Annotated in this window: 18 protein-coding genes and 1 pseudogene; 5 read left to right on the forward strand and 14 right to left on the reverse strand. The window is 43.7% G+C overall.

The genetic code is table 11. The annotated features are described in order from the left end of the window. Positions 1 to 158: 158 nt before the first annotated feature. Positions 159 to 410, reverse strand: a complete 252-nt coding sequence (locus tag O9295_RS11520) for a DUF2283 domain-containing protein (RefSeq protein WP_288033020.1) — start codon at positions 408 to 410, stop codon at positions 159 to 161. Positions 411 to 494: 84 nt separating this feature from the next. On the opposite strand from O9295_RS11520, the gene O9295_RS11525 reads away from it, so the two are divergent. After that, positions 495 to 860 carry a hypothetical protein gene (locus O9295_RS11525; RefSeq protein ID WP_288033021.1) on the forward strand — a complete coding sequence of 122 codons (366 nt, stop codon included), beginning with the start codon at positions 495 to 497 and terminating at the stop codon, positions 858 to 860. 93 nt (positions 861 to 953) lie between these two features. Here O9295_RS11525 and tnpC read toward each other — a convergent pair whose 3' ends face one another. The 4 genes and pseudogenes from tnpC to O9295_RS11545 form a co-directional block, all read right to left on the reverse strand. Continuing rightward, on the reverse strand, positions 954 to 2,405 hold the full coding sequence (tnpC, locus tag O9295_RS11530; RefSeq protein WP_288033022.1) for an IS66 family transposase: 1,452 nt from the start codon (positions 2,403 to 2,405) through the stop codon (positions 954 to 956). Between the two features lie 166 nt (positions 2,406 to 2,571). Further along, complete coding sequence (locus O9295_RS11535; RefSeq protein WP_288033023.1) at positions 2,572 to 3,657, reverse strand: class I SAM-dependent methyltransferase; 1,086 nt, start codon at positions 3,655 to 3,657, stop codon at positions 2,572 to 2,574. Positions 3,658 to 3,849: 192 nt separating this feature from the next. Beyond that, on the reverse strand, positions 3,850 to 7,782 hold the full coding sequence (locus O9295_RS11540) for a restriction endonuclease (RefSeq protein WP_288033024.1): 3,933 nt from the start codon (positions 7,780 to 7,782) through the stop codon (positions 3,850 to 3,852). 86 nt (positions 7,783 to 7,868) lie between these two features. Beyond that, positions 7,869 to 7,988, reverse strand: a pseudogene (locus tag O9295_RS11545) (tRNA (guanine-N1)-methyltransferase); the annotation flags it as partial. Positions 7,989 to 8,255: 267 nt separating this feature from the next. Between O9295_RS11545 and aqpZ the strand changes: the two are divergent. After that, positions 8,256 to 9,017: an aquaporin Z gene (gene aqpZ / locus O9295_RS11550; RefSeq protein WP_288033026.1), complete on the forward strand. Its 762-nt coding sequence runs from the start codon at positions 8,256 to 8,258 to the stop codon at positions 9,015 to 9,017. Positions 9,018 to 9,054: 37 nt separating this feature from the next. Here aqpZ and tsaE read toward each other — a convergent pair whose 3' ends face one another. Then, positions 9,055 to 9,525 carry a tRNA (adenosine(37)-N6)-threonylcarbamoyltransferase complex ATPase subunit type 1 TsaE gene (gene tsaE / locus O9295_RS11555; RefSeq protein ID WP_002785184.1) on the reverse strand — a complete coding sequence of 157 codons (471 nt, stop codon included), beginning with the start codon at positions 9,523 to 9,525 and terminating at the stop codon, positions 9,055 to 9,057. 340 nt (positions 9,526 to 9,865) lie between these two features. Between tsaE and O9295_RS11560 the strand changes: the two genes are divergently transcribed. Next, a complete protein-coding gene (locus O9295_RS11560) occupies positions 9,866 to 11,065 on the forward strand; it encodes a lipid-A-disaccharide synthase-related protein (RefSeq protein WP_288033027.1) in 1,200 nt (399 codons plus the stop codon). Here the strand turns inward: O9295_RS11560 and O9295_RS11565 are convergent. The 7 genes from O9295_RS11565 to pilM all read right to left on the reverse strand — a co-directional run bounded on the left by O9295_RS11565 (position 11,062) and on the right by pilM (position 18,831). Next, positions 11,062 to 12,642, reverse strand: a complete 1,581-nt coding sequence (locus tag O9295_RS11565) for a glycoside hydrolase family 3 N-terminal domain-containing protein (RefSeq protein ID WP_288033028.1) — start codon at positions 12,640 to 12,642, stop codon at positions 11,062 to 11,064. The two genes, O9295_RS11560 and O9295_RS11565, sit on opposite strands and share 4 nt — an antisense overlap. Before the next feature lie 257 nt (positions 12,643 to 12,899). Continuing rightward, positions 12,900 to 13,286: a 30S ribosome-binding factor RbfA gene (gene rbfA, locus O9295_RS11570; RefSeq protein ID WP_288033029.1), complete on the reverse strand. Its 387-nt coding sequence runs from the start codon at positions 13,284 to 13,286 to the stop codon at positions 12,900 to 12,902. A gap of 41 nt (positions 13,287 to 13,327) precedes the next feature. Beyond that, the gene (locus tag O9295_RS11575) at positions 13,328 to 13,525 is read right to left on the reverse strand and encodes a DUF751 family protein (protein WP_002737592.1); all 198 of its coding nucleotides are present in this window, start codon (positions 13,523 to 13,525) and stop codon (positions 13,328 to 13,330) included. A gap of 457 nt (positions 13,526 to 13,982) precedes the next feature. After that, entirely contained in the window at positions 13,983 to 16,076 is a 2,094-nt protein-coding gene (locus O9295_RS11580) for a secretin GspD/PilQ domain-containing protein (protein WP_288033030.1), read from the reverse strand. A gap of 71 nt (positions 16,077 to 16,147) precedes the next feature. Beyond that, positions 16,148 to 16,939, reverse strand: coding sequence for a pilus assembly protein (locus tag O9295_RS11585; RefSeq protein WP_288033031.1), 792 nt, complete (start codon positions 16,937 to 16,939; stop codon positions 16,148 to 16,150). After that, the gene (locus O9295_RS11590; protein WP_288033032.1) at positions 16,936 to 17,706 is read right to left on the reverse strand and encodes a PilN domain-containing protein; all 771 of its coding nucleotides are present in this window, start codon (positions 17,704 to 17,706) and stop codon (positions 16,936 to 16,938) included. The genes O9295_RS11585 and O9295_RS11590 overlap by 4 nt, the downstream gene beginning before the upstream one ends. 9 nt (positions 17,707 to 17,715) lie before the next feature. Then, positions 17,716 to 18,831, reverse strand: a complete 1,116-nt coding sequence (gene pilM, locus O9295_RS11595) for a type IV pilus assembly protein PilM (RefSeq protein WP_288033033.1) — start codon at positions 18,829 to 18,831, stop codon at positions 17,716 to 17,718. A 509-nt stretch (positions 18,832 to 19,340) separates the two neighbouring features. Here pilM and ilvC point away from each other — a divergent pair. Then, complete coding sequence (ilvC, locus tag O9295_RS11600) at positions 19,341 to 20,333, forward strand: ketol-acid reductoisomerase (protein ID WP_288033034.1); 993 nt, start codon at positions 19,341 to 19,343, stop codon at positions 20,331 to 20,333. 198 nt (positions 20,334 to 20,531) lie between these two features. Here ilvC and O9295_RS11605 read toward each other — a convergent pair whose 3' ends face one another. Continuing rightward, complete coding sequence (locus tag O9295_RS11605) at positions 20,532 to 21,320, reverse strand: ECF transporter S component (RefSeq protein ID WP_125731853.1); 789 nt, start codon at positions 21,318 to 21,320, stop codon at positions 20,532 to 20,534. Positions 21,321 to 21,411: 91 nt separating this feature from the next. Here O9295_RS11605 and O9295_RS27375 point away from each other — a divergent pair. Further along, positions 21,412 to 21,464 (forward strand): helix-turn-helix domain-containing protein (locus O9295_RS27375; protein ID WP_353845532.1); only part of this gene is annotated, 53 nt, incomplete at its 3' end.

A 21,464-nucleotide genomic window follows, 5' to 3' on the forward strand; every position in this document is an offset into this window, starting at 1 on the left:
AAACTCTTATAGAGAAAGACATTTGGCGATTTTTGTCAATTATTTTCGAGCTAGAGCGAACTAATCAATTAAATCTATTGCCAGATAAGGATTTAGTCGATTTATGCCCCCCGCTCGAACCATACTAAGTAACGAAGAACCTGAATTTCTCACATCACTTAACAATTTAGTATTAACTTTCCGAACCATTGTCTAATCTCTTGTTTTTCACTCTCTTCCAACGGAAAATCAATATTTTTGAATTGTTCGGCCGTTCTCTGTTTGACTCCTAAAATCTCAATCCCCACAACCCTATCCGTCTCATTGTAATCATAGACAATCCCCGGCGCTACTTCCTCAGAATCAATAACCTTTCCCTCAAAACGACGAATATAAGCGGCATTAGCGGCTCGATCATAGTCTATTTTCATAGTTTACCCTTTAATCGGCGTTCAAAATGGACAGTTACCAAAAGATTATAATTACTATATTGTTCAGATCAAACAAAAATACCCATGAAAACTAGACAAGAATACCTCAACGCCCTAGTCAACTTTGACCAACCCCTATCAACTATCCTCCCTATCCTAAAAACCTTTCCTTGGGACAGTAGCGAAGCAATTATCACCCTAAAAAAAGAGCATCTGATCGATATTCTTGATCGCTATCTCAATAACGCTCTATCTGCCACCGACCTAGAAAACTGGGCCGATGCCATCGAATGCAGAGAAGATATCGCCTATGAAACAGATTACGAAGCTATCATTAATGACATCATCTTTGACCTCGCTAACCCGACCTTAAACGAGCCAATATCACCAAAAATGATCGAACAATACATCAGCCAACTTTCCCAGTTAAAGTATTCCTTAATTGCCTAAAAAATTGACCTCTCTTTTGTGAATTTTAATGCGGGTTTACTTGAATCTCAATTTTGTCCGAGGGGTTGAATTTAATTTCCTCGACGTAAGGATTCAGGTACAGGAAGAAGGAATCAGAGAAGGAGCAGCATCCAATCCCAAAGTCGCCTTCAACGCCTGACCAAAGAACGCAATGACCGAACGCCCTTGACGGCGGCAAGTTTGAACCACGCTCAGTAACTTAGCCGTCTGCTCAAAGCGCTCCATGCTCCGAGAACCGCCACTAATCTTCCGTTTCGTGACTGCCAAACGCAAATATCTTTCCGCTAAATTATTATCGGGAGGAATGTGAGGATGCTCCAGAAAATACCACCACTGTTGTCGCTTGTCTTCTAAAGAATGTAACAGTTGCCCCGCTCTCTGACCTGCTTTGACTTTCCACTTTGTGATTTGTTGGTCAATGCGGTTCTGAAAGTCGGTTGCCCAGTTTCGATATTGGTCTTGCTCTTTAGTCTCGCGCCAGATGCGATGATGACAAAAAGCTTCATCAATGAGGTGAATAAAGATTTGAGCAATGTCTCGGTTGTACAGTCCTGGTTGTAGTTCCAGTTTCTGAAAGTGACGACGCAAGTGAGCGAGGCATTTTTGTTGTGCCGTGACATCATAACCGTTATAGACACTTAAATCATCGCTATTGAGAGTACCACCATAAGTTTTTCCCAATTGCGCCTCTAATTCGGCTCGACTTCGGGTATCGGCAGCACGAAACCAGCAAAACTCCTGATTGCCAAAGACCCATAACCATTCTTTGACCCCTTTGACTATCCAAGGTGTTTCATCGACAGGAATATCGGGCTGTGTTTCTTGAATCCAAGTCTCTAGTTGTGTTACTGAGGGGACGATTCCCCTCTGGACTCGTTGATTGGTGGTAACAAGCGTTCCCACTCCCACCTCAATCTCCCCTAATTCCCAGAGCAATTCTTGTGGTTTTTCGTAGGGTAGATGGGCATAAGTTCCTAGCCATCCCAACAGACCTTGTAACTTAATTCCTAAATCTTGTCCTGGTATCATTTCGGAGTCCCACGGGGCGGCACTTACTTGACCACAATGGGCGCATTGGCAATGCTGACGATGATATTCTACGATTTCAATGGGGCGAGCTACTAATTGTGCTACTTGCTGCTTTTCGGTTTTGATTACTGCGGTCTGGTTGATGGCACTTCCGCAATGCTGACACTGACTTGGACTCAGTATTGATACCCTATCTACTCGATTAAATCCTTTACGGGTGTTTCCTGGATGTCCTGGTTGTCCTCCTGGCTTTCGCTTCTGTTGAGATTCTTCTGATTGGCTTGTGGGTTTGGGCTTTTCTGATTTTTTGAGCAGCTCTGTTGATGGTGGTTTTGAGGAGTTTTTGCTATCTAGGTTGAGACTTATGGTTAATTCTACAATGCGCTCTTCCAACTCTTTGAGTTTCTTTCTTCCCTCGATGACCAATTGTACCAGTTCTTCTTTTGACAACTGGTTGAGTTGGGCTTTCTCGTCTTGAGCTGCTTTCTGTTTCATCTTGACACTACCATACCCTTTTTTGGCTTTTTGTCAAGTCCCCCTACCTGAATCCTTACGAATTTTCCCCCCTGATCACTGCAATATCTGGCACTTTTTGATTTTAAACAAGCCTAAAGATATTATCCAACAAGGTTTTTATATTTATTCAGCAAACCTTAATTAATTAGTCCTTGAGCAGTGCGATACATTGGGCTAAAGAAGCGTTAGTTTTCAGTGCTTGCGGGTTAATATGGGTGGCGGCCGCTCGATAACCTTGTTGCACGAGAGATGCAATTAAATCTTCCTTTTTTGGTAGAGCTAATTTGCCCCTTCTACCAATTTCCCGAAAGCTATAAAAATAGGGAGGAAAATCGTTTTCTTCCCTCATTATTTCTAACAATTTAACTACCTTTTTCCACTGCCATTGATCGGCTAAATCTGCCATTTTTTCTAGATAAAGGCGATCATGTAAACTGCCTAACCACAAGGGTCCAGTTACGGTTAAAGGTTGCCCGTCCCCAGAACAAACTATTTTGCCTAACTTAGGCCAAGGCACTGATTGATATTCCCCGCAGCTATGACAATAACCGAGAAAACCGTAGTTATGACTATTTAATTGTCTATTAGCTGTTAACCGCACCATCACCCGATAACTTTGACCAAAAAAGAAGGAAAAAATCGGCGTAATTCCTAAACCTAACCGGGCCGATTCTAATTGCAAACCGGCGATAATTAATCTTAATCCCTGTTCGTGGGCAGCTGGATGATTGCGAGCAGATGCTCCATAATCAGCTAAACTATTTTCTAGATTATGACCCGTCAGCGTCCGTCCATCGGTATTAGTTAGATAAATTAAACCCCCGATTTTAGTGGCTAAAGGAATAGCACTAAACAGAGATGCAGGAGAACCAAAAGCATCAATATCAACTAGATCGTAATGGTCTTTTTTAAGATAACATTCTAGGAGAACTTCTTGAGCAGATTTATAGGTTATTTTCCCTTGTTTCTGTTGTAATAAACTCTCTAAATTAGCCGCTAAAGTTGGCTGAATTTCTGGATTACCATCATTAACCCACAGCCAATCCGCACCACTTTCTAACCAATACCTGAGCGCTCGCACACCAGAGCCGCTCATTACTTCTAAAACGCGCAAACTTCCCCGCTCTTTTTGGGCAATTGCCGCCCCTAAAACTCCTAAATCTCGGACGATTTTACTCTCCGGTCGATAAAAAGTATTGTTGATATTAAATATCGCTTTTTCTTCCTGCATCGCTCATCTCATAATTAGCACTCGATCGCTTCTTTTTTTCTTTTCACGATTAATAGCAAATCCGCTTTTAATAGCATGATTAACTCCTAATCGAACTTTAAAAACCCGCTCCCCACTCCCTGCTCCAGTGTTCTCCACTTTCCTATCCCCTTTAAACAAGATTTAGTATTATTACTGCGGTGTGTTGTTCACTCATTCATCGATATCAGGATTGGAAAAAGCATCGTTTGTTTTCTGGAAAACTTTAGCTAGTTGCTCGTAACGCCTACGACTAGCGGAAAGTGGAGGAAATGTCTCGGCAATTTTTAAACAGTCATCTTTGAACTGAATTAGTTCGGGAATCGGTTGTTGCGGAGTTGCCGATATCACACCAGTCCAGGATACTCCGCGTAAGTTTTGTAGTACGGATAGAAAGCAATCCCGACTAATTTCATAGGCTTTAGAAGCTAGATTGGATATAAAATCTACTTGTTCGAGAATTAATGAACGGGGAGCTTTTAAAAGCAAACAGCTGGCTCCTCGAATTTTTTCCGCATCTTCTGAATTAATCCACTCATTCAGAATTTCTAAGCTCGTTGAAGAAAATGTCAAATTATCATCTTTATAATAAGATGATTTGCTAGACTCACCGTTTTTAACCATTGAGAGAGCGTGAAATAAAATTGGTATAAAATAACGCTCGCATTCTCCATCAAATATTTTATCCCTTACTTGTCGAAGTATATGAGAATAAATTTCTGGCTCTGGGAGGGATACAAAAAATTTATAAGCATCTTGATAGGGGATCGGGGTATAGTTATGGAGAGTATTAATGTTTTTATAGCGAATACGATCGAGAAGAAACTGAATCACGGCGAGAGGATTATGTTTAAACGCCATAGCTAAAAAACTTTCAATTTCATAATCACTGATTTCTGGAATTGTTACAAGCTTCTTCAATAGTAATTCCACTTCATTATTAGACAAATAATCTGAGGGAAGACCGTGAGTAGTTCCGATTTTACCATATAAGCGTTTAGCTAGTTCGAGATTATTTTCAATATCAACATTTAAAATAAGTGGTTTCATTAAATCTGGTTTTTGACTGGCTATTCTACCGATAGAATTGATAGTATCACCTTTGATAGTAAGGTTATCACTAGATAATAGACTTGATAGTATAGAAACATCTTCGTCTCGTAAACTCTCAGGCCAGAAATAGTAGCTTGTAGCAATCGATAAAAGAATCGGAACCGAACCATTATCGATAGCTAGTTGAATTAGATGAATGGCAGTATCTAAATCATTCCGTCTAAGGTGGCTACAGAAAAAACCAAAGTAATTCGCTATTGGAGAACTAGGATTTTCTAAGATTGCTTCACAGATTTCAACCAGTGTTTGTCTTTCAATTTTTGGAACTAAACAATCTAAAAAAGGATATTTCAAATAATAACGATCTTTGCATTGACTGGCCGCCTCTACCTCCAAGCATTTCTGATTAATTTTTTGTACAATAGCTTGAGACGATTTGTATTTTTGTAAAAATATTTCTTGGCAATATTCTTCTGCTATCGCTTTTACTCTCTCACATATTTGGCTATACCAATCACGATTGAATAAATCAAATTGACCTTTATTATTTATTAACCAATCTAAAGATTCATGGTCAATCATGAAACCCACCAATCGCAGATCATCTGTATCGGGAATACATTGGGTAATATGTAAAGCTTTTTCTCTGACTTTTTGTGAATAGCCCTGATGTATGTGCCAATCTAGTATATTGACCACTTTTAAATGTATAATCGGGTCATGGTTAGTCTTAACTAATTTCTCGATAATTTCTAAAATAGTTAACTGCTCGGATACCCATTTTTCGCAAAGTTCTTCGTTTCTATCGCCGCTACGAGTTTGAGGTTCTCTAAGAGCATTTTCCAAACTTTGTAAGGCTCTGATAATTATTTTTGTATCTAATTCTAAACATTTTTCGATTAATTTTAGTGCTTGGCTACGAATCGTGGGCGCAAATTCAGGATTGAGAAGATGGATTTGAATCTGAATTGTTAGGTTCTCTGTATATCGATATTCAAACTCTTTTTTAAAAATTTCATCCAGAATATTTAAGGCTAAAAAATAGTAATTATCATTATCGATTCTGGTCAACCATCGAGATACCGCATCAACAATAATTTGTTGTGTTTCTAGTCCATTGCTTTTTTCATATTTCGCAAAGTCTTGCAAAATTAGCAGAGCATGATCGGGATATAGATTCAAAGCTCGATTATCTTGTTTACCAATTTCCCAAAGTAGATTGCAACAATCAGGCAGATAGTCAATTGTACGACCCACCATCCCAAGAAGGCGCGGAATTGTTTTCAGACGCAAACTATTAACTTCCTGAGCATCTCCTTTATTACTGAGCGCAATTTTAATCAACTTAAGAACTTGTTTAGGTTGATAGTAAGCAACCTGGTTTAAATTGCCTAGAAAATAACATCGATCTCGATTAGACCATTTTTGGTATTGTTCTTCGATAGTATTCCAAACTTCATCGAGTAACCCGGTTTGCGATTTTTTAACTTGACGAATACGCCAATCTAATTCAGAAACGTTATCTAAAAAGTTATAAAATAATTCAAAAATAGAAGGTGATGTCAATAATTTAAAAATTTCTTGTATATAATTCGTAGGAAAGGTCTGCCAACAAGCCGTAACTAGAATATGATCTGATAAGATATCTGGTGTAATTCGTATTTTGTTTCGTGTTCGTACCAGAATCCCCGTATTTTCCAACAAAATACCAATATACTGCTTTAGTTGAAATTGTTCGATCTTAAGATATTGAGAGGCTATTTGATAAAACTCACTATTTTCTTGTGGAATAGGAGCCATAGCAGAAATCAACTGTAATATCTGTTGACATTTATCTGAAGGGATGCGATCGCTTATTTTTCCCAGGCTCTCTTGCTGAAATTTATTCAGAACAGACTCACGAAATTTATCATTTTGTTCTAGTAACCTTGGATGAATTTTATCTTGAGCGACTAATTGACCAGCAATAACTGTTATTAAAGGACAATCCTGAGTTATTTGGGCTAATAGTGGTGCGGAATCTTCGTATTTTTTTCCTAAGGATTGTTGGGCTAATTCTTTAATTTCGTCATAATTTAAAGGCTCTAGATTACCTAGCTTTGTAATGTCGTTTTGGTCAAAATCAGAATCTGTTAAGCTTGATTGTAGAAAATCTAATCCTTGAGGTCGAGATGAAAAAATCAATTTGAATTTCTGATTTTTAGATCGCTGCTTAATATAATTAAACAAATTAGATAAATTTTTTTCTCGATGAGCGTCATCGATAATAATAGCGTAATTAGGCTGGGTTAGTAATTCATCAAGGCTCTCCACTGTGATTGATTCGTTCATCACAAATCGTAGCTCCCAATCGCGGTGATGTTGCTCGAATTCTTTCGCAAAGTGATAAAGCAGTTTTGACTTGCCACTTCCGCCAATACCTGTAAAAATAGCGATTTTTTGATCATCAGAATCTATAAATCGATGTAATTTTTCGAGGATTGATTTCCTACCAACAAATGTCCAACAATGATGAAATAAACGCTTGGTATCTAATAAGGTTTGAAAAAATGTTTCTGACGAAACAAAGGTTTCTAGTCCTGATAAACCTAAAAAGCGATTGCGCCAATCTTGTCCAAAATGGGTTGTCACCAAATTGCGGGAAATATCTGGGTTTAATTCTCTAACTTTGATAGAAATATCCCGTAGATCCCAGCATTCCCAATTAGGATGTTTTTTGATTTCGTCTATAACCTTATAACTAGCCTCACAGCTTAATAACAATATGTATCTATCTGCCTTGTAGGTAGCCTTTTCAATAGCTGTTCTTACATGATCTGGGCGAAAATTTTTATATCTTTTACACTGAAAAACCCAACAAGTACCATCCGTCTGCTCCGCAATAATATCAATACCTCGTTGAAAATCGCCTTTGCTTCCATAGCGATTTGCCGTCTTGGTTGTTCTGAATTTAGAAATTAGATCGTGGCAAAAGGCTTCAAATTCTTCCCACGACCAATTGCTGTCATTTAAAGGTAAATTTTCAGGAAGAGAATTAACTGGTGGGGAAATCATGGGCAATACTTAACGCTGTAACGAGATAACTGCGATGTGCGTACAATCTTAGTATAACCTATCTAGGTTAGAGTGTGTGGCTCTATCAAACTGCCCCGCTCTTTTTGGGCAATTGCCGCCCCTAAAACTCCTAAATCTCGGACGATTTTACTCTCCGGTCGATAAAAAGTATTGTTGATATTAAATATCGCTTTTTCTTCCTGCATCGATCATCTCATAATTAGCACTCGGCGGAAAGGGTCAGACACTGCCAAAATCCATCAGACATCAAGATAGAAGTAAATCTAAAGAAAGTGTGAAATTATCAGAAATTCCCGATTTTTTTACTATTATATCCCTAAAAAGCTGATAGTTTCCCCATGAGAACGGCAAATTGAAGGTAAAAAATAACTATTTTTTAATATCTTATAACAGTTTAATCCGGTCTGATGGGAGATAACCTAAAAGCAAAATCATTCAACCTTGATATAGAGATGAAAAAGTATCTAGCAGAGTTCATCGGGACCTTTTGGCTCGTTCTCGGCGGTTGCGGTAGTGCCGTTTTAGCGGCAGTATTTGTGGGTAAAGCCAAGAGTGTCGTAGATGGTGCTGATTTTAATATCCATCTGGGGATTTCTTTTGTGGGTGTCTCCCTCGCCTTCGGTTTAACCGTCCTCACTCTTGCCTACGCTTTAGGGCATATTTCGGGGGGACATTTTAATCCCGCCGTTTCCTTCGGTCTCTGGGCAGGTAAACGCTTCCCCGGCTCGGAACTACTTCCCTACATCATCGCTCAAGTTTTAGGGGCGATTTTAGCGGCAGTAATTATCTCCATTATTGCTAGTGGTCAACCCAGTTTCGCTCTGGGAGGCAGTAACCCTCTGGCCACCAATGGTTACGGAGAACATTCTCCCGGTGGTTACAGTTTATTCGCCGCTTTGGTCACGGAAGTGGTCTTGACCTTCATGTTCTTAATCATCATTTTAGGCTCTACCGATCGACGCGCTCCGGCCGGTTTTGCTCCCATCGCTATTGGTTTAGGATTGACCTTAATTCACTTAATTAGTATTCCCGTGACCAATACCTCCGTTAACCCCGCTCGTAGTACTGGTGTTGCTCTTTTATGCGGTAATATGGCTCTCGTTGGTCAATTATGGTTATTCTGGATTGCTCCCATTGTTGGGGCCGTGGCGGCGGGTTTCCTCTACAATAGTTTCTTTGAAGAAACTTTAGAAGAAAGACGAGTTAGAGAATAAGTGGAAAGTTACCGCTAAAGTTTGATTGCTTCAAAAGTCAAGTGCTGATAGCGATTCCTGTGGGGTCGCTATTTTTTTCGTCCCCACCGACAAAATTGAGCAGCGCTCGTCGTCCTTGCTCGCCTCGATCGAGTAAAGTAATCTCTAGATAATTTTCTGGCAAAAAAGTTAAACGTTCTGACCATTCGATCGCTACTATCCCTAAATCCACCTCGATTCCCTGCCAATAATTTTCTAGGTACAGGGCCTCGATATCTTGACCCTGCAAACGGTACAAATCCAAATGATACAAAGGAAGGCGGCCTTCGTTATATTCGTTAACGAGGGTGAAGGTAGGACTAGCTATAGGCTCTTGAATACCCAATCCTAGGCCAATTCCCTGTACTAAGGTGGTTTTTCCCGCTCCCAAATCGCCTTTTAATAAAATTACACTGCCGGGGGCCAGGGTTTGCCCCAGTTTTTCCCCTAAATTGACAGTAGCTTCTCGATCGGGTAAGTCGATAATCATTTTTTCCCGTTAGGATGCCAATTAATCACTTGATTCTAATATAGCGATCAGAGCAGGTTTCTGACCTTCTTGGCTCTGGGGGGCCAAATTTGGTCTTTTGATCGAGAAAAATAGAAGCAGTTAAACTCATCTCTTATCTCTTAGTCTTAACCTTTGGTCAAATGGTCGCTATCAGGGCAGAGATAAGCGATCGGCGAAACCTTCTGGTAGATTAGACTAAATGGGAGTTGGTTAACTGCTTTTATAAAATTGATTGTTCCCTAACCATCAGCATTGTCTAGGGTCGAGGGGAATAAAACAACCGAAGTTTAGGACTTTAAGCCAGAAGTTAAGAAAAAAAGTGAAATTATTATTTTTGAGTAATGGCCACGGTGAAGACGAGATCGCGATCCGGATTATTAAAAGACTGCAATCATCTCCCCACTGTCCTGGTATTACTGCTTTACCCCTAGTGGGTAACGGTTATGCTTATACTCGTCTGGGGATTTCTCTTCTCGATCGAGGTCAAAAAATGCCCTCTGGGGGTTTTATCACCAGGGATGCGAAACAATTATGGCGAGATCTACGGGAGGGATTATTAGGATTAACCTCTCGTCAATACCGTCTGGTCAGAAATTGGGGCCAAGAAGGGGGAAAAATTGTCGCGGTGGGAGATATCTTGCCCCTTGCCCTTGCTTGGTTGAGCGAGAGGGATTATACTTTTGTGGGAACGGCTAAATCGGAATACTATCTCCGGGATGAGCAGGGATGGTTAGATAGTAGCTCGATGATCGATCGCCTCTGGGGTTCCTATTATTATCCTTGGGAACGCTGGTTAATGGCTCATCCTCGCTGTCGGGGGGTTTTTCCCCGGGATAGTTTAACTAGCAAAATTTTACAACAGTGGTCAATTCCCGTTGTCGATGGGGGTAATCCGATGATGGATGACCTTTTACCCTCGATAACGGGCGATTTTCCCCAAGATTGCCTAAATATTCTGCTGCTACCCGGTTCGCGCTTTCCCGAATCTCTCCACAATTGGCAGCAAATTCTCGCAGCTGTGGCCGCCATTATCGGACGTTTTCCCGATTACAAGCTGGAATTTTTGGCGGCGATCGCTCCTTCTCTCCCCCTAGAATCTTTTACGGCTGCTTTAATTTCCCAGGGTTGGCGAGAATATAGCACAAATAAGTTTATTTGTCAAGAAGTATTTATAACTATTTCTCAAACGGATTACGCCGAATATTTAGGCCGCTGCCATCTGGCCATCGCCATGGCGGGAACTGCCACGGAACAGTTCGTCGGTTTGGGTAAACCGGCGATCACGATTGCGGGATCTGGACCACAGTTTACTGGCCATTTTGCCAAACTGCAACAGCGTTTATTAGGCTGTTCAATTCTCTTAGGCGATAGTGCCGAGTCAGTAGCAGACAAGTTAGAATATTTATTACAAAATCCCCCACAGTGGCAAGAAATCGCCTTTAATGGTCGTCAGAGAATGGGTTCAGCCGGGGCCTCCGATCGCATTGCCCAATGGTTACTAGGCAATTTTTGCCCTTAAACGAAAGTATCGGTCTGATTTTCGCCGCTAGTGGGCCCCTCAAAAATAGTTTCTAGGGCGATTTTTTGGGCGCTTGGTTGTTGTCCGTAGCTGAAAAGATAGGGAATTTCTCCGCTTTGTTGACGAAACCACTGGAAAACGTAGGGACTACCATAAACAATCAATGCTTGAATCTGTCCGGTTTTCAGCAAAGCTTGATAGATAGCTTTCGTTTCCTCCCCTAATCCGGCACTACCCCGAAAAGGATTACCACGGATAAATACTTGTAGGAGAGTCGTTTCTGGGGAGACGAGGGACTGATTAAAGGTGCTACGGTCGATTATTTGGGTTTGATAACCCCATTGTCGGGGAATTGTCACCGCCGGACAAGAGCGATCGAGAAAGTCACAGTTGAGTAAATCATCGATAATGATTAAATTGCGGCCTTGAGTGGCTTGAATCGGTAAATTAGCGCTAACTGTTTGGGAATCTTTTAAAATATCGCTGACAATCTCTAGAGCTTGCGGTGCCGCTAAACTGCTTAAGGATTCTAAGGATGGCTGTCTTTGCCCCAATTTCTCTTTTGCTCGTTGAATACGTTGCCAAGAATCATTAATTCTCGCTTCGCTAATTGTACCCGCTTGCACGGCACTATACACCGCTTCGATCGCTTCGATCGGATCGGGAGGCATTAACAGTATATCGGCCCCCGCCTGTACCGCCCTCACTGCTAGGGCGGCAGCGCTGGCAATTTTGGTTACTCCCCCCATAATCAGGGCATCGGTGACGATTAAACCCTGAAAACCGAGATTTTGGCGCAGTTTTTCCCCGAGAATTTTCGAGGAAAGAGTGGCGGGAAATTCGGCATCCCAAGCGGGAATTAACAGATGGCCTGACATAATACTATCAACCCCGGACTCGATCGCTGCTTGAAAGGGCGGCAATTCGATCGCTTCTAGGCGATGATCATCGTGGTTGATGATGGGAAGATCGAGATGGGAGTCATTGCTGGTGTCACCGTGGCCCGGAAAATGTTTGGCCGTGGTCAAAACTGGATAGGAATCGGCCCCTAAAATAAAAGCTTGAGCTAGATTAGCGACGATTTCGGGAGTTTCAGCGAAGGAACGAATATTGATAACGGGATTGTCGGGATTATTGTTCACATCGACAATTGGGGCTAAAATCCAGTTAATCCCGATCGCTAGGGCTTCCTTAGCGGTAATTGCTCCCATTTCCCTAGCATATTCTGTGGCTTTTGTCAAGCTTTTTTCGGCTATTTTTCCTAAAGCCATCGGGGGGGGAAACCAAGTGGCGCCGGAAAACCTTTGGCCGACTCCCTCCTCGATATCGGCGGCGATGAGGAGAGGATTATCGCTGGACCAACTTTGCAATTGTTGGCTACGGAAAGCGATTTCGGCGGCGCTGCCTCCTAATAGAATCACCCCACCGAGGTGGAGGGTTTCTAACCAATGTTTCAGGGTGGCGTTGACAGGTTCCCAAGCAGGATAGCGGATTTGTTGGTCAAAGAGATAGCCGGAAGCGCGGACTACTATCATCTGACCAATACGTTCTTTTAGGGATAAAATGCGATCGCTCACTATTCAGTTATCAGTTATCAGTTATCAGTTATCAGTTATCAGTTATCAGTTATCAGGAGACAGGAGACAGGAGATTATTTTTATTTGTTCTCCCCATACCCCAATTCATAATTCATAATTCATAATTCATAATTCCCCCACTTCCCCATCACCCCACACCCCACTTCCCCATCACCCCAAACCCCACACCCTACACCCTCTTTCAAGTCAGGAGACTCCGAGACAGGAGACAGGGAGAAAAAAGACGGCTAATAGTTCTATTCTTCTTCGGAATCGTCATCTTCTGGGGGTCGATCGCTTTTAATATGATCAAGAAGGTGTAACATTCGATCGCCGCGTTCGAGGGAAGAATCTTCTAGGAAGACCACTTCGGGGGTACGTCTGAGACGGATGCGTTGACCGAGTTCACGCCGGACGAATCCCGCGGAAGCTTTTAAACCGGCCATAGTTTCGGCCTTTGCATCTTCGTTGCCGTAGATAGACACAAAAATTTTAGCGTGTTGCAGGTCGTGGGAGAGATCCACATCGGTAACGCTAACCATACCGGCACCGACCCGATCATCTTTAATTTCCATTAATAACATTTGGCTGACCTCGCGCTTAATTAGCGAGGAGACGCGAGATACTCGACGATCGTTAGCCATAATTTTTGTCCCCTAAAAACAGCGAAACCCTTACCATTGTATCAAGCTAATCCGAGCATGGCTTTGAGGGTGAAATAAAGAAAGGCGAAAGTTCCCCCTAGAAAGCCCACAAGTGCGATCGCTGTGAGGGGATTTTTTAATAAAGGGGCTAACCAGCCGAAAAAGGCGAAGAAAATCCCTAAACTAAAGCTAATCAGATAGCGGGGGTAACGGCTCACGTTATCAAAAAAGTCGCCCATAAATTTTGTTTATTATCTTTGTCCGTAAGCAATTATAGCAGTAAGCTTCGATGCTGCCACGCCGCTCGATTCAAGGGACTTAACAGAATCTCTAGACTTTTGTACTATTTAGTGGTATAACTATCTGGCTGGAGAAAAGTACAGAATCGCTCCACTCTAGATCAAGTTAAGGGTACATTCAAGCTTGCAACGGGCATTGATCGATCCCTGAATTCGGGCTAACCAAAAGAGGATAATTAGGGTTTGCGGCAAAAAGTTTTTCCTGGGGGCAGGGTGTAGGGTGTAGGGTGTAGGGTTTTACTGATTTTGAGGGGGTCAATTACCCAATTTTCAGGGAAAAAGTCCCTGAATTTGCCCCCTGATCACTCCCACATCCGGTACTTTTTGATTTCCAAAAGGTCTAAAAACCTGGTTGGATAAGGTTTTTAGATTTATTCAGCCAGCCCTATATAACTGATTACTGTCGCGGTTGTACGGGGAAACCTTGACGCTGAAGCATTTCCGCCGCATCTTGGCCCGGTTGATAGTTGATGCCGAGGGTAGAGGTAGCCGTATCCTCGATAATTTTAGGAGTGAGGAGAATAATCACCTCCGATCGCTCGTTGCGATTGGTCCGACTGCGGAATAAAGCCCCTAAAATGGGAATATCGCCTAAAATCGGCACTTTTGTCTCAGAACTCTGTTGGCGCTCTTGGATAATGCCGGAAAGAATTAAACTCTGTCCATCCCGGAGACGAATTAAACCAGAAGTCAATTCCCGACGAATCAGAGGGGTAAGGGTGTTGATTGTGAGACCACCGCTATTAAATTGAATTGGAGACCCCGGAGAGGCGATGGTAGGGCTAACCGACAGGGAAATAAAACCGTTATCATCCACCTGATCGACGTTTACCGCTAAAGTTAATCCAGCATCGGCCAGTACAGGGACAGTGGTGCGTTCGCCACTGAGAGGATCTACACTTGTCTCCACACTTTCTAGCACTTTCTCGGTGAGCTTAACGGTGGCCTGTTGACCTTCCTGCACCACCAGGGAGGGATCGGTGAGAATCTTGGCATTTCCTGTCTGAATTGAGGCTTGCAGGGTCATCAGGAATTTTTGGGGATACTGGAAGAGGGTCGGGGGTTCGTATTCATACTCTATTATTCCCGTCTCTGGGTCAATAGTAGTATCACTCAAACCGGGTTGGAAGGGGTTAACAGTGCGACCAAAACTAGGGCGCGAGTAGGGTGTTAGACCCCCTGAAGAGTCATTGGGTCCCTGGTTAACACGGCCAAAGGGAGCGCCATTCTGAATGTCAAAAAAAGGTTGAATTTCTGCTGTCCCCGTACCCGATATGATATCAAAAATCGGCACAACAGGCTGTGCAAAAGCCCCCGGTCTGCCTACAGTCGAGCTAGTGGGTGGGTTCATATTACCAAAGTTCAGCACTGCTGCCCCGTTATCTTGAACGAAGAAACCATCGTTAAAACCGAAGGAAAAACTACTGTTAAAGCGGTCTGTATTGAGCAGGTTGACATCGATAACTTTGACATTAACCACCACCTGACGGCGACGGGCATCCAGTTGGGTTAATAAGGATGTGGCGATCTGGACTTGTCGGGGTTCGCCGATTAAATTAATAGAATTAAGGCGATCATCGGCGGCAATTCTTAAACCGGTTAAAAGTAGGGCAGCTTTTGATCCTTCTGTGTTTTGGGGGGTCAGTGGCTCTAGGGTGGGAGCAACATCCCGGCGACCGGTTACTCGTCCGGTGAGGGGATCGACGATATCCTCGGTTTGGGTAACTAAACGCTGGTATTCCGCCCCTTGGGTGGCGAGGAAAATGGCGGCGGCGACAGCTTTAACTTGATTGAGACGCAGGGTGCGGCTAATCAGATTACGAGCCCCTTGGGGTAATTGCGCCCCGACAAAGATGGTTTTACCCTGACGGTTAGCCTGGAGTCCGGAAATTAACAACACGGCGTTAAAAATGTTTTCCACCGATTCGTTAGTAAATTCCAAGGAAACTGTCTGAGAGGTGGCGTTAGTTTCCCCCTGGGCGCTGGTGAAAACGACGTTATAACCGGCATAGTTAGCAAGGGTCATTAACACTTCTCTAGCGGAAGCTTCCCGGAGTAAAACACGAGGTACAGTCATATTACGATCGAATTTGACCTTTTCGGCACTAGCATCGATGTTAGAGATGGCAATATCTCCCACCGGTGGGGCGACGGCCCGGGGTAGGGTGGGAACACTGGGGGCTTGGGGTGCGCCTTGAATGATAATTTCGGGGTTGGGAACCATGGGCGCACTTTGGGCGAGCAGTTTTTCACTGGCTAAAATGCGATCGCTGATTTCCTTTTGTACGGCCGCGCTGGAAGGGACAAGCTGATTTTGCGACTTTTGTAAATTTTCTTTACTTAACTCTTGCCAAAATTCAACTTTTAATGTATGGGATTTTAACTCTGAACCATCGAAGGAAATGGGGGTTTCGGCCAAAGCGCTCAGGGGAGCCATCAATAAAAACGAGGCAATTTGGGGGATAAACAGGGCATAGCGGGACGGATTCACTTTATTCACTCCTCAACAATTGGGGGATTCAACGGACAAAAAACGCAATACTCACACCGGATTGAAGACTATTATTGGGGCGGACTAGCGGGGGGTTGACCGTTGGCGGGGGGTTGACCTTCGGCGGGGGGTGGCGGTGCTAATTTCGCTAATTCGGCGGCATTGAGAGGAATAATCACATCGAGAAGAAAGGTGGTAGTAACGGGTTTATCGCCTTGGGGAACGATAGTGGCTTTATTGTTGCCGGTACTAACCACTTTAACCGCCGATCCTTCCTTTTCCATCTGGGTATTGAGACTGTTTAGCAAAATGAGCGGCTGTAATCTTTCTAAATCCCGAATAACCTCTTGAGTGTTAGCATAGTTCCCTTCGATCTTGACGTTAAGAGTTTGACGTTTGAGCTTATTATTAACCGCGCTACCGAGGGAACCATCGGAGACCACCACCGGTTCTAGTCGTTGGGGTTGGAAACTAATCAGCTTAACATTGCGAGACTTAAAGATATTACTAATATCTAAGAGAATAGTGCTTAAGTCTTTTTCTTTCGCAAAAAGCGAGAGTATTTGCTGTTTAATAGCTTTTTTTTGTTGCAACTGACTCTCGATTTTTTGGAATTCTGCGGCTCCGAGACCGCTTTTTTGTTGATCTATCTGTTGTTGTTTGCCAGCTGCATCGTTTTGCAACTGTTGCCAGGTATCATAAGCGGGCATCACCCAGTTAAAAAGCAGATAGAAAGAGCCAAGTAAACCTAGCACAGCGGCAGCGATGCCACTATTGCGGGGAGTAAAAGTTATCCCGAAAGCGATAGGATACTCGTCAAATTCCTCTAATTCCCGATCTTCAAATTCTTCGGTAAAGGTCATGGTTGAATGGCTCCTTGGCGTTTGAGAGTATTAATCCTAGTGACAACTCCGAGTGCTCCATTGCGGGTCAGATTGAGCAGTTGTTGAGTAGCGGGAGTATCACTTAATTGGGCGGTGATCACAAATTGAACCGCTTGGGGGAAAGTGACATTAATATTTTTGTACTGATTGGCCACCTGTACGGGTAAATCGGCCAGGGCAGCACTTTCGATCGCGGTTTTCTTGCCCTGTAAAAAAGGAGAAGCTTGCAGGGTTAAGAGATAATCATTTACTGCTTCGTAACTACTGGCAAAACCACTGATTTTTAACTGAGTAGCCCGATTCGGTTGCCCTTGATCTGGGGCAGCGGGAACCTCCACCTGCTGCACACTGGTTAGCTGGACACTAGGGGGAGTTTGTTGGCGAATTTCTTCGAGAATGGCTGACCAAGGCCTAATCTGATTGAATACAGTTACCAGATATTGATTTTCTCCTTCTACTGCCGTTAATTGCGCTCTCAGGTCTTCTAGCTTTTTGCTTTGGGCTTGCAGTTGACCTAATTCCGCGTCCAGTTGCTGAATTTTGGCCTGAGTTTCGCTGGTTTGCACACCGAGGATTAAACCGAGTAATCCCGTCAGTGTCAATAATCCGGCCCCCACTCCCACACCGATCCACAGGGGTGTTTGTTTACGCAGGTTAATAGCGGTGGAAATCTTGGCCGCGGGGGTTCCTTTGCCCGTTTGGTTAAGATGGCGATCCTTAAGAAAATTAACGTCAAGACTATACATAATTTTTGTCTATACCTCCCGTAATCCTAAACCGAGAACTGTTCCTAATCCAGGTCTTTCGGTATTAGGAATCTCTTGAGTTGTATCTAAGTTCAGTGATGCGATCGGATCGATTGCCATGGCGGGGACGCTGAGACGTTGAGTAAAATATTCGTCTAGTTGCGCTAAACCGCCCCCGGGACCGGCTAAAAGTAACTGGACGATTTCCAGTTCATCACTTTGGTTAAGATAGAAATTAATCGATCGCCGTAACTCATCGGTTAATTCCCCTAAAACGCGCATCAGTGCCGTCATCCCGGCGTTAGTAGAGGCCCCGGAAGTGCCGGTATTGGTGCTCAGACTATCAAAGGCAATAATCGGAATTGTCATCCCCAAAAGAATCTCAGGACTGCGGGAGGTGGGCAAATTCATCGCCCTGGAGAGGGCATTTTGTAGCTGGAAAGTGCCGATGGGGACAGTGCGGGAAAATTGGGGAACGCCGTCCACCACGATGGCAATTTCCGTGTTATCAAATTCTATATCAACAATAACGGCGGCTTCATTGGAACTAAACTGTCGCAAATGCTCGCGAATCGTCCGAATTAGGGCAAAACTATTAATTTCTAGCACATCTACCTGTAATCCTGCCTGTTGGAAGGTTTCCATATAGGCATCGGTAATCTCCCGACGAGTCGCAACTAATAATACTTGTACTTTTTCGATCCCGTCTTCATCCTGAAAGTAGCCTAGTTTTTGGTAGTCGAGATCCACTTCCTCGCGAGGATAGGGAAGGTATAAACTAGCCTCATGATTTAAGACCAGATTTCGCAATTCCTGATCGTCCAATTCCGAGGGAATGGGGATAATCCGGATAATTGACTCGCGCATCGGCACAGCAGTAGCGACTCGTTTGCTGTTAATTTTATTTTCCTTGAGGACTTCTTGGATTAATTCCGCTAAAGCGGGGGAATCGACGATTTTTCCCTCCTCAAAGATGCCTTCCGGGATATCCGACGAACAACATTTAACTAATTTATAATTTTGTCCCTGTTTGGCGATCTGAGCTATGTTAATACGCTCCGGGGTGATCTCTAACCCAACACCTTGAGGTTTTTTTGTCAATAGCTTTTTAAAAAAACTTACCATAGATTTTCCTGGGCAGCTCTAAGAGAATTAGTGATTAACAAAGCCAATAATTTTTTGACTTGATTTTATCTAGGGTCGATCAAGGCAGTAAATCAGTCTATAAACGATCCTGACTGGGTAAATTACCCAGAAAAGGTAAAAATCGAGAAGGAGAGAAGCTATTTCGGCACTAAATACTAACCCGATTATCTGTGTTCAGATCGAGGTTAATCTTAACTGGATAGGAGGAGAGGAAGTGCTTAATGATGGTGATATTGTACTCAATTTTGGTGAAAGAACCAAGTCCAAGCTAAAAATTGGCCATGACCCCCCCTTTTTTTTCTGCTCCACTAGATCAAGCCAGCCAAGCCTAGTTAGAATACCCAATTATCTAGAGAAAATTGCAATTTTTCTAGGCACTATTTTTTCTTGACTCCAGGAAACCGGCGATCAAATGCTTCTGACGGGCGTGATTTTCCCCTATAATTAGGAGTTTGCACAGTGACAAAAGAAGTTAAGGAGCGATTTCGATGGCACGAATGTACTATGATGAGGATGCCAATTTAGATTTATTAGCGGGAAAAACGATCGCTATTATTGGTTATGGTTCCCAGGGTCATGCCCACGCATTAAATCTCAAGGATAGTGGCGTTAATGTGATTGTTGGTCTATATCCCGGCAGTAAATCGGCAATCAAAGCCAAAGAAGCCGGTATTCCGGTTTATGATGTGGCCCAAGCCGCTAAAATTGCCGACTGGATCATGATCCTCTTACCGGATGAAGTGCAGAAAACGATTTATCTCAACGAAATTGCCCCGAATTTAAGCGCAGGCAAGGTTTTATCTTTTGCCCACGGTTTTAATATTCATTTCGGTCAAGTGGTTCCCCCGGCTAACGTTGATGTGGTTATGGTCGCACCCAAGGGACCGGGCCATCTCGTCCGTCGCACCTACGAACAAGGTCAAGGAGTCCCCTGTTTATTCGCCGTCTATCAAGATGCTACCGGCCAAGCACGCGATCGGGCGATGGCCTACGCTAAAGGTATCGGTGGCACTCGGGCCGGGGTTTTGGAAACCACTTTCCGCGAGGAGACAGAAACCGACCTTTTTGGCGAACAGGCAGTATTATGCGGCGGTTTAAGTGCTTTAATTAAAGCTGGCTTTGAAACCCTCGTGGAAGCTGGTTATCAGCCCGAATTAGCCTATTTTGAGTGTTTACACGAAGTGAAACTGATCGTCGATCTGATCGTCGAGGGCGGTTTAGCCAAAATGCGCGATAGTATTTCCAATACAGCCGAGTACGGTGACTACACTCGCGGTCCGCGGGTGGTGACGGAAGCGACTAAGGCCGAAATGCGGAAAATCCTCGGGGAAATTCAATCGGGACAATTCGCCAGAGAGTTTGTCCTCGAAAATCAAGCAGGTAAACCGGGGTTCACCGCTATGCGTCGTCAAGAGGCAGAACATTCGATCGAAGAAGTCGGTCAAGATCTGCGGGCGATGATGAGTTGGCTAAAACGCTAGTTCTCTTTTTTTCGGTGGGGGGTTGGAGGCAACCAGGCAATTCTTGCCCTTGCGTCCGTCCCGACACTCGACCCCCCACTCCCCAAAAGGAAAACTTCCTATTTAGGGACCTGCGTAGGAATAATATCCCAGCCAGACAGTCGCTCTGTAGAAGAATCAGACAAGCCATAAATGGTACATTATCAAAGCGCAAGTCCCTTAGTAGATCGCCTCTCTTGATTTAACCAGACCGATCGCCCGTAAACCGGCAATCACACCACAACCGATCACCATACCGACAAAGGAACGAATCAGATTTTCTACAGGAATGATCGGAATTAAAGCGATCCAGACTTCTTCAGGCCAGTTAAAAATCGAGTAGGTAATGGCGACGGCCCCTAAATGGGAGAGGCCGCTGGCGGTCCAGGTACCCCCAAAAATTCCCGCCGCTACTAGGGCCAAATTGCTGCCTTTGATCCAATGGGTAAAAAGAGTCCGGGTTGGTAGGATAAATAATACCAAAGCTGACCAATCGACGAAAGCCCCGGCAATAAAGATTCGTGGCGAAATGCCGTTCAGTCCGATCGCCCGGTTAGCGTAGATAAACAGGGGAATCAGAAAAATTAACGTTAATCCTAACCACCAATAACGGCGTTTTTTGCCTAAAACCATCGTTCCCGCCACAAAACTGGCTATAATTGCCCCAAAGACCGAAATAGCGGGAATTCCTGCCGTGTAGGGGGCAAGGAAAGCCCCAATTAAGGACCCAATGCCACTAGCGATCGCCCCAGCGATCGGGCCGAGTAACCAACCCAAGAGGGGAAAAACCGCTTGACTGAGGGGCATACTACCGCCGGAAGCGAGGACAATGGAGAAGGGAATAAAAGAAAGGGTAGTGACAATGGCGGCTAAGACGACAATATAGGCGATCGGCGCACCATCAATGGCGGCACTACTGACAGCTTCCACTTTGCGTTCTTCGCCTTCGGGGATAATATCTAGGGTCATCGAAAATTTTGGGTCTGAAACCCCGTCGTTCTACGACGGCTTTACTGTTAAATATTAGCACATTTACGAAATATATGCTAAAATGTGAGACATGGAAAAAGCCTATTCGTTTCGATTTTACCCCACACCAACACAAGAGTCGCT

Source organism: Microcystis sp. LE18-22.4A (genome assembly GCF_027531105.1).
Lineage (GTDB): Bacteria > Cyanobacteriota > Cyanobacteriia > Cyanobacteriales > Microcystaceae > Microcystis > Microcystis aeruginosa.